Here is a 14,479-nt window from a genome sequence, read left to right as displayed (position 1 = left end):
TGTCACGAAGCCGCGAGCGTCATGCGCCGGGAATCGCCAGCAGGTCGCAGTGGCCGATCACGGCACTCCCCGCCCAGTCGGGGGTGGCCCGGGCCGCGGCCCATGCGTCGGCGGCAAGCCCCGTCTCTTCGGCGGCCCGTGCGATCCCCTGCGCCAGTTCCGCATGCAGCCGCGCCTCGGACGGCCCCAGCACCCATGGGCTGTCGGCCAGCCGCACCTCGAACCCCCGGGCGCGGAACAGCTCGGCTGCGACCGGACCGGCATCGGGGCCCAGCGCCGGGCCGATCCCCTTGTCGCCGCGCTGGTGGCGGTTGAAGGCGTCGGTGATGCCCGCATCGTCGGGATGCGCGGGGGTCCAGCGCATCATCCCATCATAGTTCAGCGCCGCGTAAAAGGCGCAGCCCGCCCCCGCCAGCCTGTCGGCCAGCCGCGCCACCCAGTCGCGCGGCATCAGGTCCAGCAGCGCCGAGGCGGTGACAAGCGTCACCCCCTCCAGCGGCAGCGCATCCAGGTCCGACAGGTTCAACCTGAAGGTCTGCGCCTGCGGAGCCTGCCGCGCGGCATGTTCCAGAAGCGTCGGGTCCAGGTCGACCAGCCGCCAGCGCGTGGTTTCGGGCAGCCGCGTGCCGAAGGCGCGGATCGTCGAGCCTGTCCCGCAACCCAGATCGAGAACCACCGGCGCGCGCCCCGCCGCCCCGGCCGCCGCGTTCAGCAGGGCGGCGTCGCGGGCAGCGTGGTCCGCCGGTTCGCGCAGGGAAAGCCAGTCAGGGGAAAACCCCATTCAGATATCCGCCTCGTACCAGCCGCGGGCGACGTGGCTTTCCTCCAGGCTGATGCGCAGCCGCCTGACCCGGCCGCCATCGTTCAGCTTGCCCGCCTTCACCGCGTCGCGCACCACGGTCCAGATGTGGTGGCACAGGAACTCGGTGGTGGTGATGCGGCCCTTGAACGCCTCGACTTCGTCAAGGTTCCTGTAGCGCAGCGGGCCAAGTGCCGCGGTCAGCGCCTCGGTCGCCAGGCCGATGTCCACCACCAGCGAATTCTCGTCCAGATCCTCGGTGAAGAACGCCGCGTCCACCACGAAGGTGGCCCCATGCATCCCCTGTGCGGGCCCGAACACGGGCGAGGGCAGCGAGTGGGCGATCATGATGTGGTCGCGGACTTCAACGGCAAACATGGGCAATCCTTCCAGCCTTGTGTCCGGGCAGAGGTATCCCTGCCGGACGCAGCTTCAAGTCAGGCCGACCCGATCCCGGCGCGGATCCGCCTGCCATGGCCCCACAAAGCCCGCGAAGCCGCCGCAGTTGTCGATCCAAAACGGTTTGAGGCCCCTTCACGGCTGGTGTAGCGTGCGCCGCGACAGGCAAGGGAAAAGGCGGGCAGAAGATGGCACCGGAGATGCAGGACTGGTGGCGCAGCGCGGTGATCTACCAGATCTACCCGCGCTCGTTCCAGGACGATGGCGGCAACGGCATCGGCGATCTGAGGGGCGTCGCCCGGCGGCTCGACCATGTTGCCTCGCTGGGGGTGGACGTGATCTGGCTGTCGCCCTTCTTCACATCGCCCATGGCCGACATGGGCTACGACATCTCGGACCATCGCGGCGTGGACCCGCTGTTCGGCACGCTGGCGGATTTCGACGCGCTGCTGGCGCGCGCCCATGCGCTGGGGCTGAAGGTCATCATCGACCAGGTGCCGAGCCACACCTCGGACCAGCACCCGTGGTTCGCCGAAAGCCGGCTGTCGCGGACGGGGCCAAAGGCCGACTGGTATGTCTGGGCCGAGGCGCGGCCCGACGGCACGCCGCCCAACAACTGGCTGTCGGTCTTCGGCGGCCCCGCCTGGACATGGGAGCCGCGGCGGCGCCAGTACTACATGCACAGCTTCCTGTCGTCGCAGCCGCAGATGAACTTCCACAACCCGGATGTGCAGGACGCGATCCTCGACGCGATGCGCTTCTGGCTGGATCGCGGCGTGGACGGCTTCCGGCTGGACAGCATCAACTACCCGTTCCACGACACCGAACTGCGCGACAACCCCGCCGATCCCGACAAGCCGCATGCGTCCTGGGCGAACCCCTACGAGGCGCAGCGCCACGTCTACGACAAGACCCGCCCCGAGACGGTGGGCTTCCTGCGCCGCGTGCGCGCGATGACCGACGCGTATGCCGGCCGCATGACCGTGGGCGAGGTGGGCGAAGGCAAGGGCGCCGCCCGGATCATGGGCGCCTACACCTCGGGCAACGACAAGCTCAACATGGCCTATTCCTTCGAGATGCTGGGCCCGGATTTCAGCGCCGCCCATTTCCGCGACATCATCGAGGGCTTTTTCGCCGAGGCCCCCGACGGCTGGCCCTGCTGGGCGTTTTCCAACCATGACGTGATCCGCCACGTCTCTCGCTGGGCAGAGCACGGGCACGACCGCGACAGCCTTGCGCGGCTGACCGCCGCGATGCTGCTCAGCTTCGAGGGGGCGGTCTGCCTCTACCAGGGGGAAGAACTGGGCCAGACCGAAACAGAGCTGGCCTATCACGAGATCGTCGATCCCCCCGGCCTGCGCTTCTGGCCCGACTACAAGGGCCGCGATGGCTGCCGCACGCCGATGGTCTGGGAAGCGGCGGCGCCCAATGCAGGCTTCAGCACCGAAACGCCCTGGCTGCCGGTCAAGCCGGCCCAGGCCGCCCGCGCCGTGGACCTCATGGAGGCAGCGCCGGATTCGACCCTGCACGCCTACCGCGCGCTTCTGGCCTTTCGCCGCGCGACGCCGGCGCTGGGGCGGGGCCGGACAGAGTTCCTCGACCTGCCCGAGCCGGTGCTGGGCTTCCGCCGCTGGCACGAGACAGGGGCGCTGACCTGCCTGTTCAACCTCTCGCCCCGGACGGTGCGCCTGACCCTCGACGGCGCGGCGCGACTGCACGGCCCCTGCGCGGGCGCGACGCTGGCAGAGGACCGGCTGACGCTGGGGCCGAATGGCCACGCCTGGCTGGCCCCGGATCCGGAACCGCCCGTCCTGCGGCCGCTACCCTGAGCCACGGCCGGCAGCGCAAGGAGATCGCCGGAGCGTCAGGCTGCCCAGCGCCCCCGGTCCGGGCGCAAGCCGGCGCCTGCGCGCTTGCAGGCGGGCGCGGCCCGATCTAACGCTTGGCCGGCAAAACAAGGGAGCCGCCACGCAACCATGAGCCTGTTCGAACGCTATCTCAGCCTGTGGGTCGGCCTGTGCATCGTTGTCGGCGTGACACTCGGCACATTGCTGCCGGGCCTGTTCGCGGCGCTGGCCCGGGCCGAGATCGCCTCGGTCAACCTGATCGTCGCCGTCCTGATCTGGGCGATGGTCTATCCGATGATGGTCGCGGTCGATTTCTCCAGCCTGCGCGGCGTAGCGGAACGGCCCAAGGGGCTGGTCATCACGGTGGTCGTCAACTGGCTCATCAAGCCCTTCACCATGGCGGCGCTTGGCGTGCTGTTCTTCAGGCATGTCTTCGCGGGGCTGATCCCGGCCGAGGATGCGCCGGAATACATCGCCGGGCTGATCCTGCTGGGCGCAGCGCCCTGCACGGCGATGGTCTTCGTCTGGTCCCAGCTGACCCGTGGAGACGCCACCTACACGCTGGTCCAGGTGTCGCTGAACGACGTCATCATGGTCTTTGCCTTTGCCCCCATCGTCGCCTTCCTGCTGGGCGTCACCGACATCGCGGTGCCGTGGCAGACGCTGCTTCTGTCGGTCGCCCTTTATGTCGTGATCCCGCTGCTGGCCGGGGGGCTGACGCGGCGGGTGCTGATCGCGCGCGGCGGCGTTGCGGCGGTCGACGCCTTCTCGCGCCGCATCAAGCCACTTTCGATGCTGGGGCTGCTGGCCACCGTGCTGCTGCTGTTCGGCTTCCAGGGGCCGGTGATCCTGGCCGGGCCGCTGCTGATCGCGCTGCTTGCCGTGCCCATCCTGATCCAGTCCTACGGCATCTTCGCGCTGGCCTACGGCGCGGCCTGGGCGTGGCGCGTGCCGCACAAGGTGGCCGCGCCCTGCGCGCTGATCGGCACGTCGAACTTCTTCGAACTGGCGGTCGCGGTGGCGATCGGGCTTTTCGGACTGGGGTCCGGCGCGGCGCTTGTCACCGTCGTGGGCGTGCTGGTCGAGGTGCCGGTGATGCTGTCGCTGGTCGCCTTCGCCAACCGCACGCGGGACCGCTTTCCTACCGCGTGACCGCCTCGTCCGGCGCGGCATGGGGCTGCAACAACTCCCCCAGCAGGGGATTGGGAAAGCGCCGCTCCAGCGTGACGGCAAAGAAGCTTTCGATGATGCCCGGCAGCGGCGCCGCCTCGACCAGCAGCCCCTGCGCAAGCTCGTCGCGGACCACGATGGGCGGCACCACCGCCAGCCCGGCATCGGCCCGCGCCAGCAGCCGCATCATCGCCATGTCGTCCACCTCTGCCGCGATCCGGGGCGCGATCCCCAGCCGCGCCATCAGCGCGTCGAACCCGGCGCGGATCGTGCCCTCGATGGTGGGCAGCAGCACCGGCTCGGCCCCCAACAGCGCGCCGATGTCGCGGCGCCCCGCGATCCGCGCGGGCGTGCCGATCAGGCTGACCGGCTGCGCGGCCAGCGCGGTCGCGATCCAGGGCGTGGCGGCGTCCCGGGGCGGCGCCTGGTTCAGCAGCACCACGTCCAGCCGGTGCGCCTCCAGCCCGGCCAGCAGGTCCGACAGGCTGCCCGAGCGCAGCACCACCTCGACCTCCGGCCGGCCGATCAGGGGCGCGAGAAAGCCGATCTGGAAGTTGCGCGACAGCGTCGCCAGCGCGCCGACCCGCAACACCTGCCGCGCCCGCTCGCGCGCCGAAAGCGTCGCCTGAAGCTCGGTGCCGGTGGCAAAGATCCGGTCGGCGTGATCCAGCGCGATGCGCCCCGCCTCGGTCAGGTGCAACGCCTTGCCCCGCCGTTCGAACAGCGGGTGGCCCAGCTGGTCCTCCAGCTTGCGGATCTGCACCGACAGCGCCGATTGCGACACCGCCAGCCGTTCGGCGGCACGGGTCAGGTGCCCCTCATGCGCGACAGCCCAGAAATAGCGCAGATGGTTGTAGTTGAGCGCAGCCATCATTCACCCATGACGAACGATTTGAGACAAACAATGAATTTAAACTATCAAAATCGCCATGCTACCCCCAGCCGGAATTTTCCGGAGGACCGTGATGCCCACGTTGACCCTGATCCCGCTTCTTGCCCCGCTGGCGCTGCTGGCCGGCGCCCTTGCAAGCCTCGCCGTGCGCGGACCGGCGGCGCTGCGCGGGTTGCGCGCCGCGGCGCTGACCGCGGTCGCGGCGGCGCTGACCTCGCTTGCGCTCGTCGCCGCCACCGGGGCCGCTGACGGCTACCTTTTCCGGCTGGACCCGGTCAGCGCGGCACTGCTGGCGCTGGTGACGGGGCTCGGCGCGGTGATCCTGCCCTTCTCGATCCGCTACCTTGACGGAGACCCGAGGCGGCACGTCTTCCTCGCCCGGCTGGCGCTGACGCTCGCCATGGTCACCACGCTGGTGATCGCCGGGAACCTGGTGCTCATGGCGCTGGCCTGGATCGGCATGAGCCTTGCGCTGCACGGGCTGCTCACCTTCCGCAGGGAACGCCCCGCGGCCCGGCTTGCCGCGCGGCACAAGTTCATCCTGGCGCGGCTGAGCGACGCGGCGCTGGTCGTGGCGGTGGCGCTGCTGACCGCCCATTTCGGCACCGCCCATGTCGCCACCATCTCCGATGCGATCCGGCAGGGCGCGGATGTCCCCACCGCGGCCCCCCTGCTGCTGGCGCTGGCGGCGATCCTGAAATCGGCGCTGCTGCCGGTGCATGGCTGGCTCACGCGGGTGATCGACGCGCCGACGCCGGTCTCGGCGTTGCTGCATGCGGGGCTGGTCAACGCGGGTGGCGCCATGCTGATCCGGCTGTCGGACATCCTGTCGGCCGCCCCCGCCGCGATGACGCTGCTGGCCGTCACGGGTGCCGCCAGCGCCATCGTCGCGGGGCTGGTCGCACTTACGCAATGCTCGGCCAAGCAGGCGCTGGCCTGGTCCACCATCGCGCAGATGGGCTTCATGCTGATGCAATGCGGACTGGGCCTGTGGGCGCTGGCGCTGCTGCACATCGTCGCCCACTCGATCTACAAGGCGCATGCCTTCCTGCGGGCCGGCAGCGCGGTCGAGACGATCCGCGCCATCCGTCCGGGCGCGCCGCGGGCGACCCTGCCCACAGCCCTTGCGGCACTCGCGCTGTCCACGGCGCTGGTGGCCGCGATCGGGGCCGCCTTCGGGCTGAACCCGGCCAGCGACCCGCAGGTTCTGGCGCTGGGGGCGGTGCTGGGCGCGGGACTGCTGCCGCTGCTGGCCCCGGCGCTTGCCGCGCCCAGGCTGGCACCGCGCGGGCTGGGAACGGCCGCGCTGGTGACGGCGGGCTACTTTGCCGTCCATGCCGCGGCCGGGTCGTTCTTCGCCGGCCTGCCGCAGCCGCCCGCGCTGTCGCCCGCCGCGCTGACGGCGCTGGCCCTTGGCACCGCGGCCTTCGCGGCGGCGGGGCTGGTGCAGACCCTTGCGCCGGGCCGAACCGGCGCCGGCTGGGCCGCGCTGCGGCTGCACCTGGCCCGTGGACTCTATCTCGACACGCTTCTGACCCGCGCGCTGCCCGCGCCCAAAGCCTGAGGAACCGCCATGACCGACGCCATCCTCGACGACGCCCACGCCGCCTGCAACCGGATCGCCCCGCTCTGGACGCTCGACGCCTTTGTCGCGGTGAACCCGTTCCTGGGCCTGAGCGACCACGCCCTGCCCGATGCCGCCGCCCGCATGGCGGCGGTGGCCGGCGCGCGGCTGACCCGCCCGCGGGCAGACATCCTGGCCCGGATCGACGCGGGCGAGATCACCGCCGCCGACCTGGTGCAGGCGCTGGCGGAGACCGGGGCCGCGAAAACCCCCGAGGCACTGCTTGCGGCAGCGCGGGAGCCTGCGCCGCAGGCAACCCCCATCGCGACGGTGACCGACACCGCCGGTGCGCTCGACGGCCGCGACTGGACGGGCTTCCTGACCGCGCGGCTGTCGGTCTGGGCGGCCGAGCGCTTCGACGCCGGCCAGGCCCAGTGGCCCGACCCGCAGCGGGACCTGCCCGCCTTTGCCCACTGGCGGCAAAGCGCGCTTTCGGATGCCACGCCCGAACTGGCCGGGCTCAAGGGCTTCCGGCCGGCGCTGGCGGCGCTGCCCGACACCGGCGAGGGCATCATCCTCGCGGCCCCCGGCCTGCTGGGCCTGCCCGCCGCGGCGCGGGAGCTGTACTTCCACCGGCTGCTGATGGGCCTGCCCGGCTGGGCGGGCTTTGCCCGGCACCTGTCCTGGAAGGCCGCGCAGAAGGGTAAGACCGACGACGCGCTGACCGGCCTGCTGGCGATCCGGCTGGCGCAGGACCTGGCGCTGCACCGGATCTTCGCGGACCGGCCCGGCTTCACCGACGCATGGGCGCAGGCCGTGCAGGCGATCAAGACCCCTGACGCCAACGCCTTCGCCATCGACGCGACCCTTCAGGCCGCGGCCGAGGCCGCCTATCGCCGGAACCTTGTCGCGCGGCTTCAGGAAGCCCCCGGCAAGACGCCCGACACAAGGCCCCGGTTGCAGGCCGCCTTCTGCATCGACGTCCGGTCCGAGCCGTTCCGGCGGGCGCTGGAGGCGCAGGCCAGCGGGATCGAGACGTTGGGCGTCGCGGGCTTCTTCGGCCTGCCGCTGGCGCGCTTTGCCGCCGGCGATCCCGTTCCCACCGCGCAATGCCCGGTGCTGCTTGCCCCGGCGCTGGATGTGGACGCCGACGCCGCCGCCCGGCCGCGGGCGCGGGATACACGCCATTTCGGCGGCATCCTGAAGGGCTTCCGCTCGGGCGGCGTGTCCTGCTTCGGCTTCGTCGAGACGCTGGGCCTGGCCCATGCCGGGCGGATGCTGCGCGATGCGCTGGCGCGGCCCGCCCAGCCAACCGCGAAGCCGGCGCCGGAACTGGCCCATATCGCCCCCGAGGCGCGGGCGGATCTGGCCGCCGGCATCCTGCGGGCGATGTCGCTGACGGAACGGTTCGCGCCCGTGGTGCTGATCGCAGGCCACGGCGCGACCAGCACCAACAACCCCCATGCGCGGGGGCTGGATTGCGGCGCCTGCGGCGGTCAGCCGGGGGACGTGAACGCGCAGGTGCTCTGCGGGCTTCTGAACGACCCCCGGACGCGGGACGGGCTGGCCGCCCGCGGCATCGCGATCCCCGGGGACACGCGTTTCGCGCCCGCGCTGCACGACACCACCACCGACCGCGTCACCCTGCTGGGCCACGAGGGGCTGGACGCGGCGACGCTGTCGGAGATCCGCACCTGGCTCGACGCGGCGGGCGCGCTTTGCCGCACGGAACGGGGCGGCAATGCCACCGACGCCTTCGAGCGGGCGCTTCATTGGGCAGAGACGCGGCCGGAATGGGGCCTTGCGGGCTGCGCCGCCTTCATCGCCGCGCCACGGTCGCGGACCGCGGGCGCGCGGCTCGACGGCCGGGCCTTCCTGCACGACTACGACTGGCACCAGGACCGGGGCTTCGCCACGCTCGAGACGATCCTGACCGCGCCCGTGGTCGTGGCAAGCTGGATCGCGCTGCAATACTACGGCTCGGCGGTGGACAACCGCATCTTCGGAGCGGGCGACAAGACGCTGCATGACGTGGTGGGCGGCATCGCCGTGCGCGAGGGGGCCGAGGGCGATATCAGGCCGGGCCTGCCGATCCAGTCGCTGCATGACGGCAGCCGCCTGGTGCACGAACCGCTGCGCCTGACCGTCATGGCCGAGGCCCCCGCCGACGCCATCGCCGCCATCGTCGCGCGGCACCCGGACCTGCAAAGGCTGGTGGGCAACGGCTGGATCGCGCTCTTCGCGATGGATGCCGAGGGGCGCATGACGCAGCGCATCACCGCGAACGGGACCGCCCCCGCGCAGTTGGCGGCCTGAGTGAACTGGGTCCGGGGCGGGAGAGCATCCCCGGACCCGCTACTCGTGACGCCCCCCGGCGCGCCGTGACCGGCAGGGCCAGTCCGCCGCCGCCAGCGGGCCTGCCACGACAGGAGCGCATATGCGCCCCTGCACCGGGATCAAGCGGGCCGGACAGGCCCGCCCGCACTTGATGACACACCGCGGCCAACCCGCATTGAGCCAGGTCAATCCGGCATCCATCACCCGAAGGCGATGTCGAGAAACATCATCGCCGACAGGCCGACGCCAAGGCCCGTCATGGCCTGTCGCGCGTGACCGCGGCGCTGGGTTTCCGGGATGATCTCCTGCACGATCACGCCGATCATCGCGCCTGCCGCCACCATCATGCCCCAGGGCAGAAGCGGCGCGGCAAGGCTGACCGCCCAGGCCCCCAGAAGCCCCGCGACGGGTTCCACCGCGCCGGTCGCGGCGGCGATGCCAAAGGCCAGCCGCGGCGGGAAATGCAGCCCCGAAAGCGCCAGCGCCACCGCCATCCCCTCGGGTGCATTCTGAAGCCCGATGCCGGCGGCAAGCGTCATCCCCTTCGCGATGTCGCCGCTGGCAAAGCCAACGCCCACTGCCGCCCCCTCGGGGATGTTGTGGATGGTGATCGCCAGCACGAACAGCCAGACCCGTTGCAGCGATTGCGCCACCGGACCCTCGCGGCCCTTCTGGAAATGCTCGTGCGGCAGGACACGATCCAGCGCCAGCAACAGCACGATGCCGAGAAGAACGCCCAGCGCCGCGACGGTCGCGGGCCAGTACCTGTTGCCCGGCGCCTGGTCCGCGGCATGGCCCAGCCCCGGCAGGATCAGCGAGAAGAAGGACGCGGCCAGCATCACCCCCGCGGCAAATCCCAGCATGGCATCCGCCCCCCGCGCCGAGACGCCGCGCCCCGTCAGGACCGGCAGCGCGCCGACGGCGGTCATGGCGCCCGCGGCCAGCGCGGCCAGGAATCCCAGCAGGACCGGATCAGCCGGCATCAACCGTCATGGCCGAAAGACATCACGCCTCGCTCCAGTCATGGACATGCACGTCCCGGCCCGAATGCCCCTGAAGGATCCGGACCGCCATGTCGCGGTGCCGGTCGTCGCGGACCCGCACCCACATCAGGATGCCGCCATGCGCGATCTGGTTGGCGTAGTAGTCCTTGTGCTGCCCGTGCACCCGGCGCGCCAGCAGCGCGCCGATCACCGCGGCCGGGCTGCCGCCGATCGCCACCGCGGCGACGGACGCCGCAAGCGTGCTGGCCGGCGTGAGCAGCGCCGCCATCGCGATGTAGGAGCCGAGAAACAGGAACCCGCCGACGATGGCGCCCTCCAGCTCTCCCTCGGCCTCCTCCGACATGAAGGCCGCGCGCGGCGCGTCGGGGTCGTCCATCAGATCGGGCGCGCGCCAGTAGGCGTTGCCGAACTTCTCCTCCAGCACCTCCTGCCGGGCCAGCACGCTGATGTCGTACCGGCTGAAGCCCGCGATCAGGAGGTCGTACATCGCGGCCTGGAATTTCTCGTAGCTGTCGAACACGCCCACCGCCTCGGGCGCGGCGATGTAGTGCTCGGGCTTTCGCCCCTGCTGAAGCTTCATGGCATGCCCCTCCGTGATTTCCTCTCAGGGGGACCATAATCCGGGGAAAGGGACGGTCCTTGCGCTGGATCAAGCGGGCCGGTCAGACCGCATCGCCGCGGATCAGGCCCACGTTGCGCCGTGCGATGGCCACGGACTTGACGATGCAGAAGCAGGTCATGCCGGGCGCGATGCCCAGCAGGTCGGCCGAGCGGCGGGTGATGCGGGCAAGGATCAGGTCGTCGCCTGCACGCAGCTGCACCATCACGCCGGGGCCGGTGCCGCGGCGCACCTCGCTGACGGTGGCGGGCAGGATGTTCAGCGCCGACAGGCCCTCGGGCCGGCCGCGCGACAGGATCACGTCCTGCGCCTCGATGCGGATGCGGACCTGTGCGCCCGGCTCTGCCGCGACCTGCGGCAGGAAGAAGCGCCCGGCCGAGACGGCGATCTCGCTCAGCCCGTCGGGGTCGTGGCGCAGCACGCGCCCGGCCAGCACCGAGCCCGCCTCGCGCACGCCCAGCGCCGGCACCGCCTGCGGGTCGGCCAGCACCTCGGCCGCGGGGCCCTGCTTGACCACGCGCCCTGACTCCAGCGCGATCACGGTGGTGGCCAGCCGCGCGACCTCTGTTACCGAATGGCTGACATAAAGGATGGGGATATCGGTCTGGTCCCGAAGCCGCTCCAGGTAGGGCAGGATTTCCGCCTTGCGCGCCTCGTCCAGCGCCGCAAGCGGCTCGTCCATCAGCAGAAGACGCGGATGGGACAGAAGCGCCCGGCCGATCGCGACGCGCTGCTTCTCGCCGCCCGACAGCGCCGCGGGGCGACGGTCCAGCAGCCTGTCGATGCCCAGCATGGCAACGATGCGCGCCACCTCGGCCGCGTCCCGGGGCCCGCCCGCGAACCAGCGGCCATAGGTCAGGTTCTGCCGCACCGTCAGATGCGGGAAGAGCCGCCCCTCCTGAAAGACATAGCCCAGGTGGCGCCGGTGCGGCGGCAGCCAGCGCCCGGCGGCGGTGTCGAACATCTCCCATCCGTTCACGGCGACGCGCCCGGCATCGGGGCGGAACAGCCCCGCCACCGCGTTCACCACCGTCGTCTTGCCCGCGCCCGAGCGGCCGAACAGCGCCGTCACGCCCGGCGGCGCCTGGAAGGAGACATCCAGGCTGAAGCCCGCAAAGGCATGGCGGATGGCTATCGACAGGCTCATCGCCCGGCGATCCTGCGCGCGACGCGGGTAGAGATCCACTCCGACAGCAAGAGCGCCCCCAGCGCCAGCGCGATCGACACCATCACCAGCCGCATCGCCGCGCCCTCTCCGCCGGGCACCTGGAGAAAGGCGTAGATCGCGGATGGAACGGTCTGGGTCTGTCCGGGGATGTTCGACACGAAGGTGATCGTCGCGCCGAACTCGCCCATCGCCTTGGCGAAGGCCAGTATCGCCCCGGCCAGGATCCCCGGCAGGATCAGCGGCAGCGTCACCGTCAGGAACACCCAGGGCCGCGACGCACCCAGCGTCGCGGCGGCCTGTTCAAGCTTCGGATCCACCGCCTCGATCGACAGCCGGATCGCGCGCACCATCAGCGGGAACGCCATGATCGCCGCCGCCAGCGCCGCCCCGGTCCAGCGGAAGGCAAGCACGATGCCGAACGTCTCTTCCAGAAAGGCGCCGAACGGCCCGCGCCGCCCGAAGGCGATCAGCAGCAGGTAGCCCGTGACCACCGGGGGCAGGATCAGCGGCAGGTGCACCAGCCCGTTCAGCACCTGCCGGCCCGGAAAGCGCCAGCGCGCCAGCGCATGGGCCACGAGGATGCCCAGCGGCAGGCTGGCCAGCGTCGCCCAGAGCGACACTTTCAGCGACAGCGCGACCGCCTGCCATTCCTCCGGTCCCAGGAACCCCATCAGCGTGCGTCACTCCAGGACGATGAACCCCTGACGGGCGAAACTCGCCGCAGCCGCGGGGCTGCCCAGATGGGCCAGGAACTCCGCCGCCGCGGCGCTGTCGCTGTCCGCCGTCTGCGCAACGGGATAGACGATCGGGGCGTGGCTGTCTTCAGGGAAGGTGCCGATCACGCTGACCCCCGGCTCCGCCACCGCGTCCGAGCCATAGACGATGCCAAGCGGCGCCTCGCCCGATGCGACCAGCGCCAGCGCCGTGCGCACATTGTCCGACTGCGCCACCTGCGGCGCCACCCGTTCCCACAGGCCCAGGCTTTCCAGCGCCTGCCTGCCATAGACCCCGGCGGGCACCGCATCGACCAGCGCCATGGCAAGCCGGCCCTCCGGCCCCAGCAGGGCGGGCAGGTCCAGCGCAGGGCCGATCCCGACCGGGGCGGCGTCCGGCCCATGCGCCACCAGCACGAGCGTGTTGCCGAGCAGGTCACGCCGCGTGCCGGGGGCCAGCAACGCCTCCGTCTCCAGCAGATCCATCCAGTCGACGCTGGACGAGATGAAGATATCGGCCGGCGCCCCCTGCTCGATCTGGCGGGCAAGGGCGGAACTGCCCGCGTAGGACAGGGTGACCGCGTGGCCCGTCTCCGCCTTCCACCCGGCCGCTATCCCGTCCAGCGCGGTGCGCAGGCTGGCGGCGGCGAAGACGGTGACATCCCCGGCCGCGGCGGGCATGGCCGTGGTCGCGCAAAGGGCAAGGGCGGCAAGACGGGCATGCATGGCGTCTCTTTCGATATGTTCACCCGGAGAGTTCGGCACGGATCCCGACCCCGATCAAGCGATATTTTCGCCGGGATATATCGCCGCGGGCGATTGATCCCCGTCAATGGCGGGGTAACGGATGGCCCTAGTGTCCTGCATGTAGCTGCGACGGGAACACGCCGATGGGAGAGATGCGGGCCACCGAGTCCGGGCCAGGGTCCGAACACGTTCTGGACAGTCTGCGCGGCGCGCTTCGGGCAGAGCCGCGTCTCGGTCCGCGCTTCCACCCCGAGATCCTGCGCCTTGATCCCGACGGCACGCTGACCATTTCCGCCGAGGTGACGGACATCGCCGCCAAGCGCCGCGCGCTGTCGATCCTCGCCGCCCAGCCACAGGTCGGCGCCATCGTGGACCGGCTGCGCGTCACCCCGGCAGTGCGCATGGGCGACGGCCAGATCCGTTCGCATCTGCGACGCTTCTTCCGGGCGGCCCCCGCCTTTTCCGGCCATCTCATCCGCGAGATGGCGGTCGAGCGGATGGCGAACGCCCCCGAATTCGCCGTCGTGGCGGGCGACCCGCTGACCGCACGCCACCGCATCGACATCGAGGTGCGCCGCGGCGTGGTCATCCTGAACGGCACGGTCGGCGGCCTTGTCGGCAAGCGCCTTGCCGGCGCGATGTGCTGGTGGGTTCCGGGCGTGCGCGACGTGGTGAACGGGCTCGAGGCCGACCCGCCCGAAGAGGACGCGCCGATCCGGCTGGAGGAAGCGGTGCGCGTGGTGCTGGAAACCGACCCCTATCTGGACGCGGGCCAGATCCGCGTCGGCGTGCGCGGACGCGTGGTGCGACTGACCGGGGCCCTGCGCAGCCGCGCCCTCAGCCAGCTTGCGGAACGCGATGCCTGGGCCGTGCTGGGCGTCGACCAGGTCGAGAACGAGATCGCGGTGGTCCCGTGACCCCGCAAGGTGGAAAGCCCATGAAACCCGGCGCCCGCGACGTGACGCACATCCTCGGCCCGCTGGACGCGCATCTGGTCGCAGAGATCCTGGCCAGCGGCGCGACCGTCGCGGAACTGGAGGAGGTCGCAGCCTACCTGGCCGGCGCCGATGACGTTATGGGCGACCTGCGACGCCCTTTGACGGGCCGTGCGGCGCTGGTGCACGACATGCTGCGACGGCAGGACGACGACCCCGACGCGGACCGCTAGACGGGGATTCGTCCGCGCCCCATTGATTTCCGGGCCAAGCTCGGCAAAGACA

At 71.2% G+C, this 14,479-nt stretch carries 14 protein-coding genes; 6 read left to right on the top strand and 8 right to left on the bottom strand.

Annotated features, from left to right (window positions below; all coding sequences use genetic code 11):
• Positions 1–19: 19 nt before the first annotated feature.
• Positions 20–781, bottom strand: a complete 762-nt coding sequence (locus HMH01_RS03240; protein WP_171322442.1) for a class I SAM-dependent methyltransferase — start codon at positions 779–781, stop codon at positions 20–22.
• Positions 782–1,177 (bottom strand): 6-pyruvoyl trahydropterin synthase family protein, encoded by a 396-nt coding sequence (locus HMH01_RS03235; RefSeq protein ID WP_171322440.1) that lies wholly within the window; start codon positions 1,175–1,177, stop codon positions 782–784.
• A 221-nt stretch (positions 1,178–1,398) separates the two neighbouring features.
• Between HMH01_RS03235 and HMH01_RS03230 the strand changes: the two genes are divergently transcribed.
• Together HMH01_RS03230 and arsB are read left to right on the top strand one after the other, a co-directional pair.
• Positions 1,399–3,027, top strand: a complete 1,629-nt coding sequence (locus HMH01_RS03230) for an alpha-amylase family glycosyl hydrolase (RefSeq protein ID WP_171325180.1) — start codon at positions 1,399–1,401, stop codon at positions 3,025–3,027.
• 147 nt (positions 3,028–3,174) lie between these two features.
• Positions 3,175–4,197: an ACR3 family arsenite efflux transporter gene (gene arsB, locus HMH01_RS03225; protein WP_171322438.1), complete on the top strand. Its 1,023-nt coding sequence runs from the start codon at positions 3,175–3,177 to the stop codon at positions 4,195–4,197.
• On the opposite strand, the gene HMH01_RS03220 is transcribed toward arsB, so the two are convergent.
• Entirely contained in the window at positions 4,187–5,086 is a 900-nt protein-coding gene (locus tag HMH01_RS03220) for a LysR family transcriptional regulator (protein ID WP_171325178.1), read from the bottom strand. The genes arsB and HMH01_RS03220 overlap by 11 nt on opposite strands.
• A 94-nt stretch (positions 5,087–5,180) precedes the next feature.
• Here HMH01_RS03220 and HMH01_RS03215 point away from each other — a divergent pair, with 94 nt between their 5' ends.
• Together HMH01_RS03215 and HMH01_RS03210 are read left to right on the top strand one after the other, a co-directional pair.
• A complete protein-coding gene (locus tag HMH01_RS03215) occupies positions 5,181–6,671 on the top strand; it encodes a proton-conducting transporter transmembrane domain-containing protein (protein WP_171322436.1) in 1,491 nt (496 codons plus the stop codon).
• 9 nt (positions 6,672–6,680) lie between these two features.
• Positions 6,681–8,987, top strand: coding sequence for a YbcC family protein (locus HMH01_RS03210; protein WP_171322434.1), 2,307 nt, complete (start codon positions 6,681–6,683; stop codon positions 8,985–8,987).
• 221 nt (positions 8,988–9,208) lie between these two features.
• Here HMH01_RS03210 and HMH01_RS03205 read toward each other — a convergent pair whose 3' ends face one another.
• The 5 genes from HMH01_RS03205 to modA form a co-directional block, all read right to left on the bottom strand.
• Entirely contained in the window at positions 9,209–9,991 is a 783-nt protein-coding gene (locus tag HMH01_RS03205) for a ZIP family metal transporter (protein ID WP_171322432.1), read from the bottom strand.
• A gap of 22 nt (positions 9,992–10,013) precedes the next feature.
• Positions 10,014–10,592 carry a hypothetical protein gene (locus HMH01_RS03200; RefSeq protein ID WP_171322430.1) on the bottom strand — a complete coding sequence of 193 codons (579 nt, stop codon included), beginning with the start codon at positions 10,590–10,592 and terminating at the stop codon, positions 10,014–10,016.
• An 82-nt stretch (positions 10,593–10,674) separates the two neighbouring features.
• On the bottom strand, positions 10,675–11,778 hold the full coding sequence (modC, locus tag HMH01_RS03195) for a molybdenum ABC transporter ATP-binding protein (protein ID WP_171322428.1): 1,104 nt from the start codon (positions 11,776–11,778) through the stop codon (positions 10,675–10,677).
• Entirely contained in the window at positions 11,775–12,470 is a 696-nt protein-coding gene (modB, locus tag HMH01_RS03190; protein ID WP_171322426.1) for a molybdate ABC transporter permease subunit, read from the bottom strand. The genes modC and modB overlap by 4 nt, the downstream gene beginning before the upstream one ends.
• A 9-nt stretch (positions 12,471–12,479) precedes the next feature.
• Positions 12,480–13,238 (bottom strand): molybdate ABC transporter substrate-binding protein, encoded by a 759-nt coding sequence (gene modA / locus HMH01_RS03185; protein ID WP_171322425.1) that lies wholly within the window; start codon positions 13,236–13,238, stop codon positions 12,480–12,482.
• Positions 13,239–13,402: 164 nt separating this feature from the next.
• Here modA and HMH01_RS03180 point away from each other — a divergent pair, with 164 nt between their 5' ends.
• Positions 13,403–14,176 carry a BON domain-containing protein gene (locus tag HMH01_RS03180; RefSeq protein ID WP_171322423.1) on the top strand — a complete coding sequence of 258 codons (774 nt, stop codon included), beginning with the start codon at positions 13,403–13,405 and terminating at the stop codon, positions 14,174–14,176.
• 20 nt (positions 14,177–14,196) lie between these two features.
• On the top strand, positions 14,197–14,427 hold the full coding sequence (locus tag HMH01_RS03175) for a hypothetical protein (RefSeq protein ID WP_171322421.1): 231 nt from the start codon (positions 14,197–14,199) through the stop codon (positions 14,425–14,427).
• Positions 14,428–14,479: the final 52 nt, after the last annotated feature.

This window comes from Halovulum dunhuangense (genome assembly GCF_013093415.1).
Lineage (GTDB): Bacteria > Pseudomonadota > Alphaproteobacteria > Rhodobacterales > Rhodobacteraceae > Halovulum > Halovulum dunhuangense.
This window is presented reverse-complemented; position numbering and strand designations above follow the sequence as displayed.

Coding starts and splice junctions, on each gene's coding strand:
- HMH01_RS03215 (WP_171322436.1), top strand. CDS start 5,181: ATGCCCACGTTGACCCTGATCCCGCTTCTTGCCCCGCTGGCGCTGCTG.
- HMH01_RS03200 (WP_171322430.1), bottom strand. CDS start 10,592: ATGAAGCTTCAGCAGGGGCGAAAGCCCGAGCACTACATCGCCGCGCCC.
- arsB (WP_171322438.1), top strand. CDS start 3,175: ATGAGCCTGTTCGAACGCTATCTCAGCCTGTGGGTCGGCCTGTGCATC.
- HMH01_RS03175 (WP_171322421.1), top strand. CDS start 14,197: ATGAAACCCGGCGCCCGCGACGTGACGCACATCCTCGGCCCGCTGGAC.
- HMH01_RS03210 (WP_171322434.1), top strand. CDS start 6,681: ATGACCGACGCCATCCTCGACGACGCCCACGCCGCCTGCAACCGGATC.
- HMH01_RS03230 (WP_171325180.1), top strand. CDS start 1,399: ATGCAGGACTGGTGGCGCAGCGCGGTGATCTACCAGATCTACCCGCGC.
- HMH01_RS03180 (WP_171322423.1), top strand. CDS start 13,403: ATGGGAGAGATGCGGGCCACCGAGTCCGGGCCAGGGTCCGAACACGTT.
- HMH01_RS03235 (WP_171322440.1), bottom strand. CDS start 1,177: ATGTTTGCCGTTGAAGTCCGCGACCACATCATGATCGCCCACTCGCTG.
- modA (WP_171322425.1), bottom strand. CDS start 13,238: ATGCATGCCCGTCTTGCCGCCCTTGCCCTTTGCGCGACCACGGCCATG.
- modC (WP_171322428.1), bottom strand. CDS start 11,778: ATGAGCCTGTCGATAGCCATCCGCCATGCCTTTGCGGGCTTCAGCCTG.
- HMH01_RS03220 (WP_171325178.1), bottom strand. CDS start 5,086: ATGGCTGCGCTCAACTACAACCATCTGCGCTATTTCTGGGCTGTCGCG.
- HMH01_RS03240 (WP_171322442.1), bottom strand. CDS start 781: ATGGGGTTTTCCCCTGACTGGCTTTCCCTGCGCGAACCGGCGGACCAC.
- modB (WP_171322426.1), bottom strand. CDS start 12,470: ATGGGGTTCCTGGGACCGGAGGAATGGCAGGCGGTCGCGCTGTCGCTG.
- HMH01_RS03205 (WP_171322432.1), bottom strand. CDS start 9,991: ATGCCGGCTGATCCGGTCCTGCTGGGATTCCTGGCCGCGCTGGCCGCG.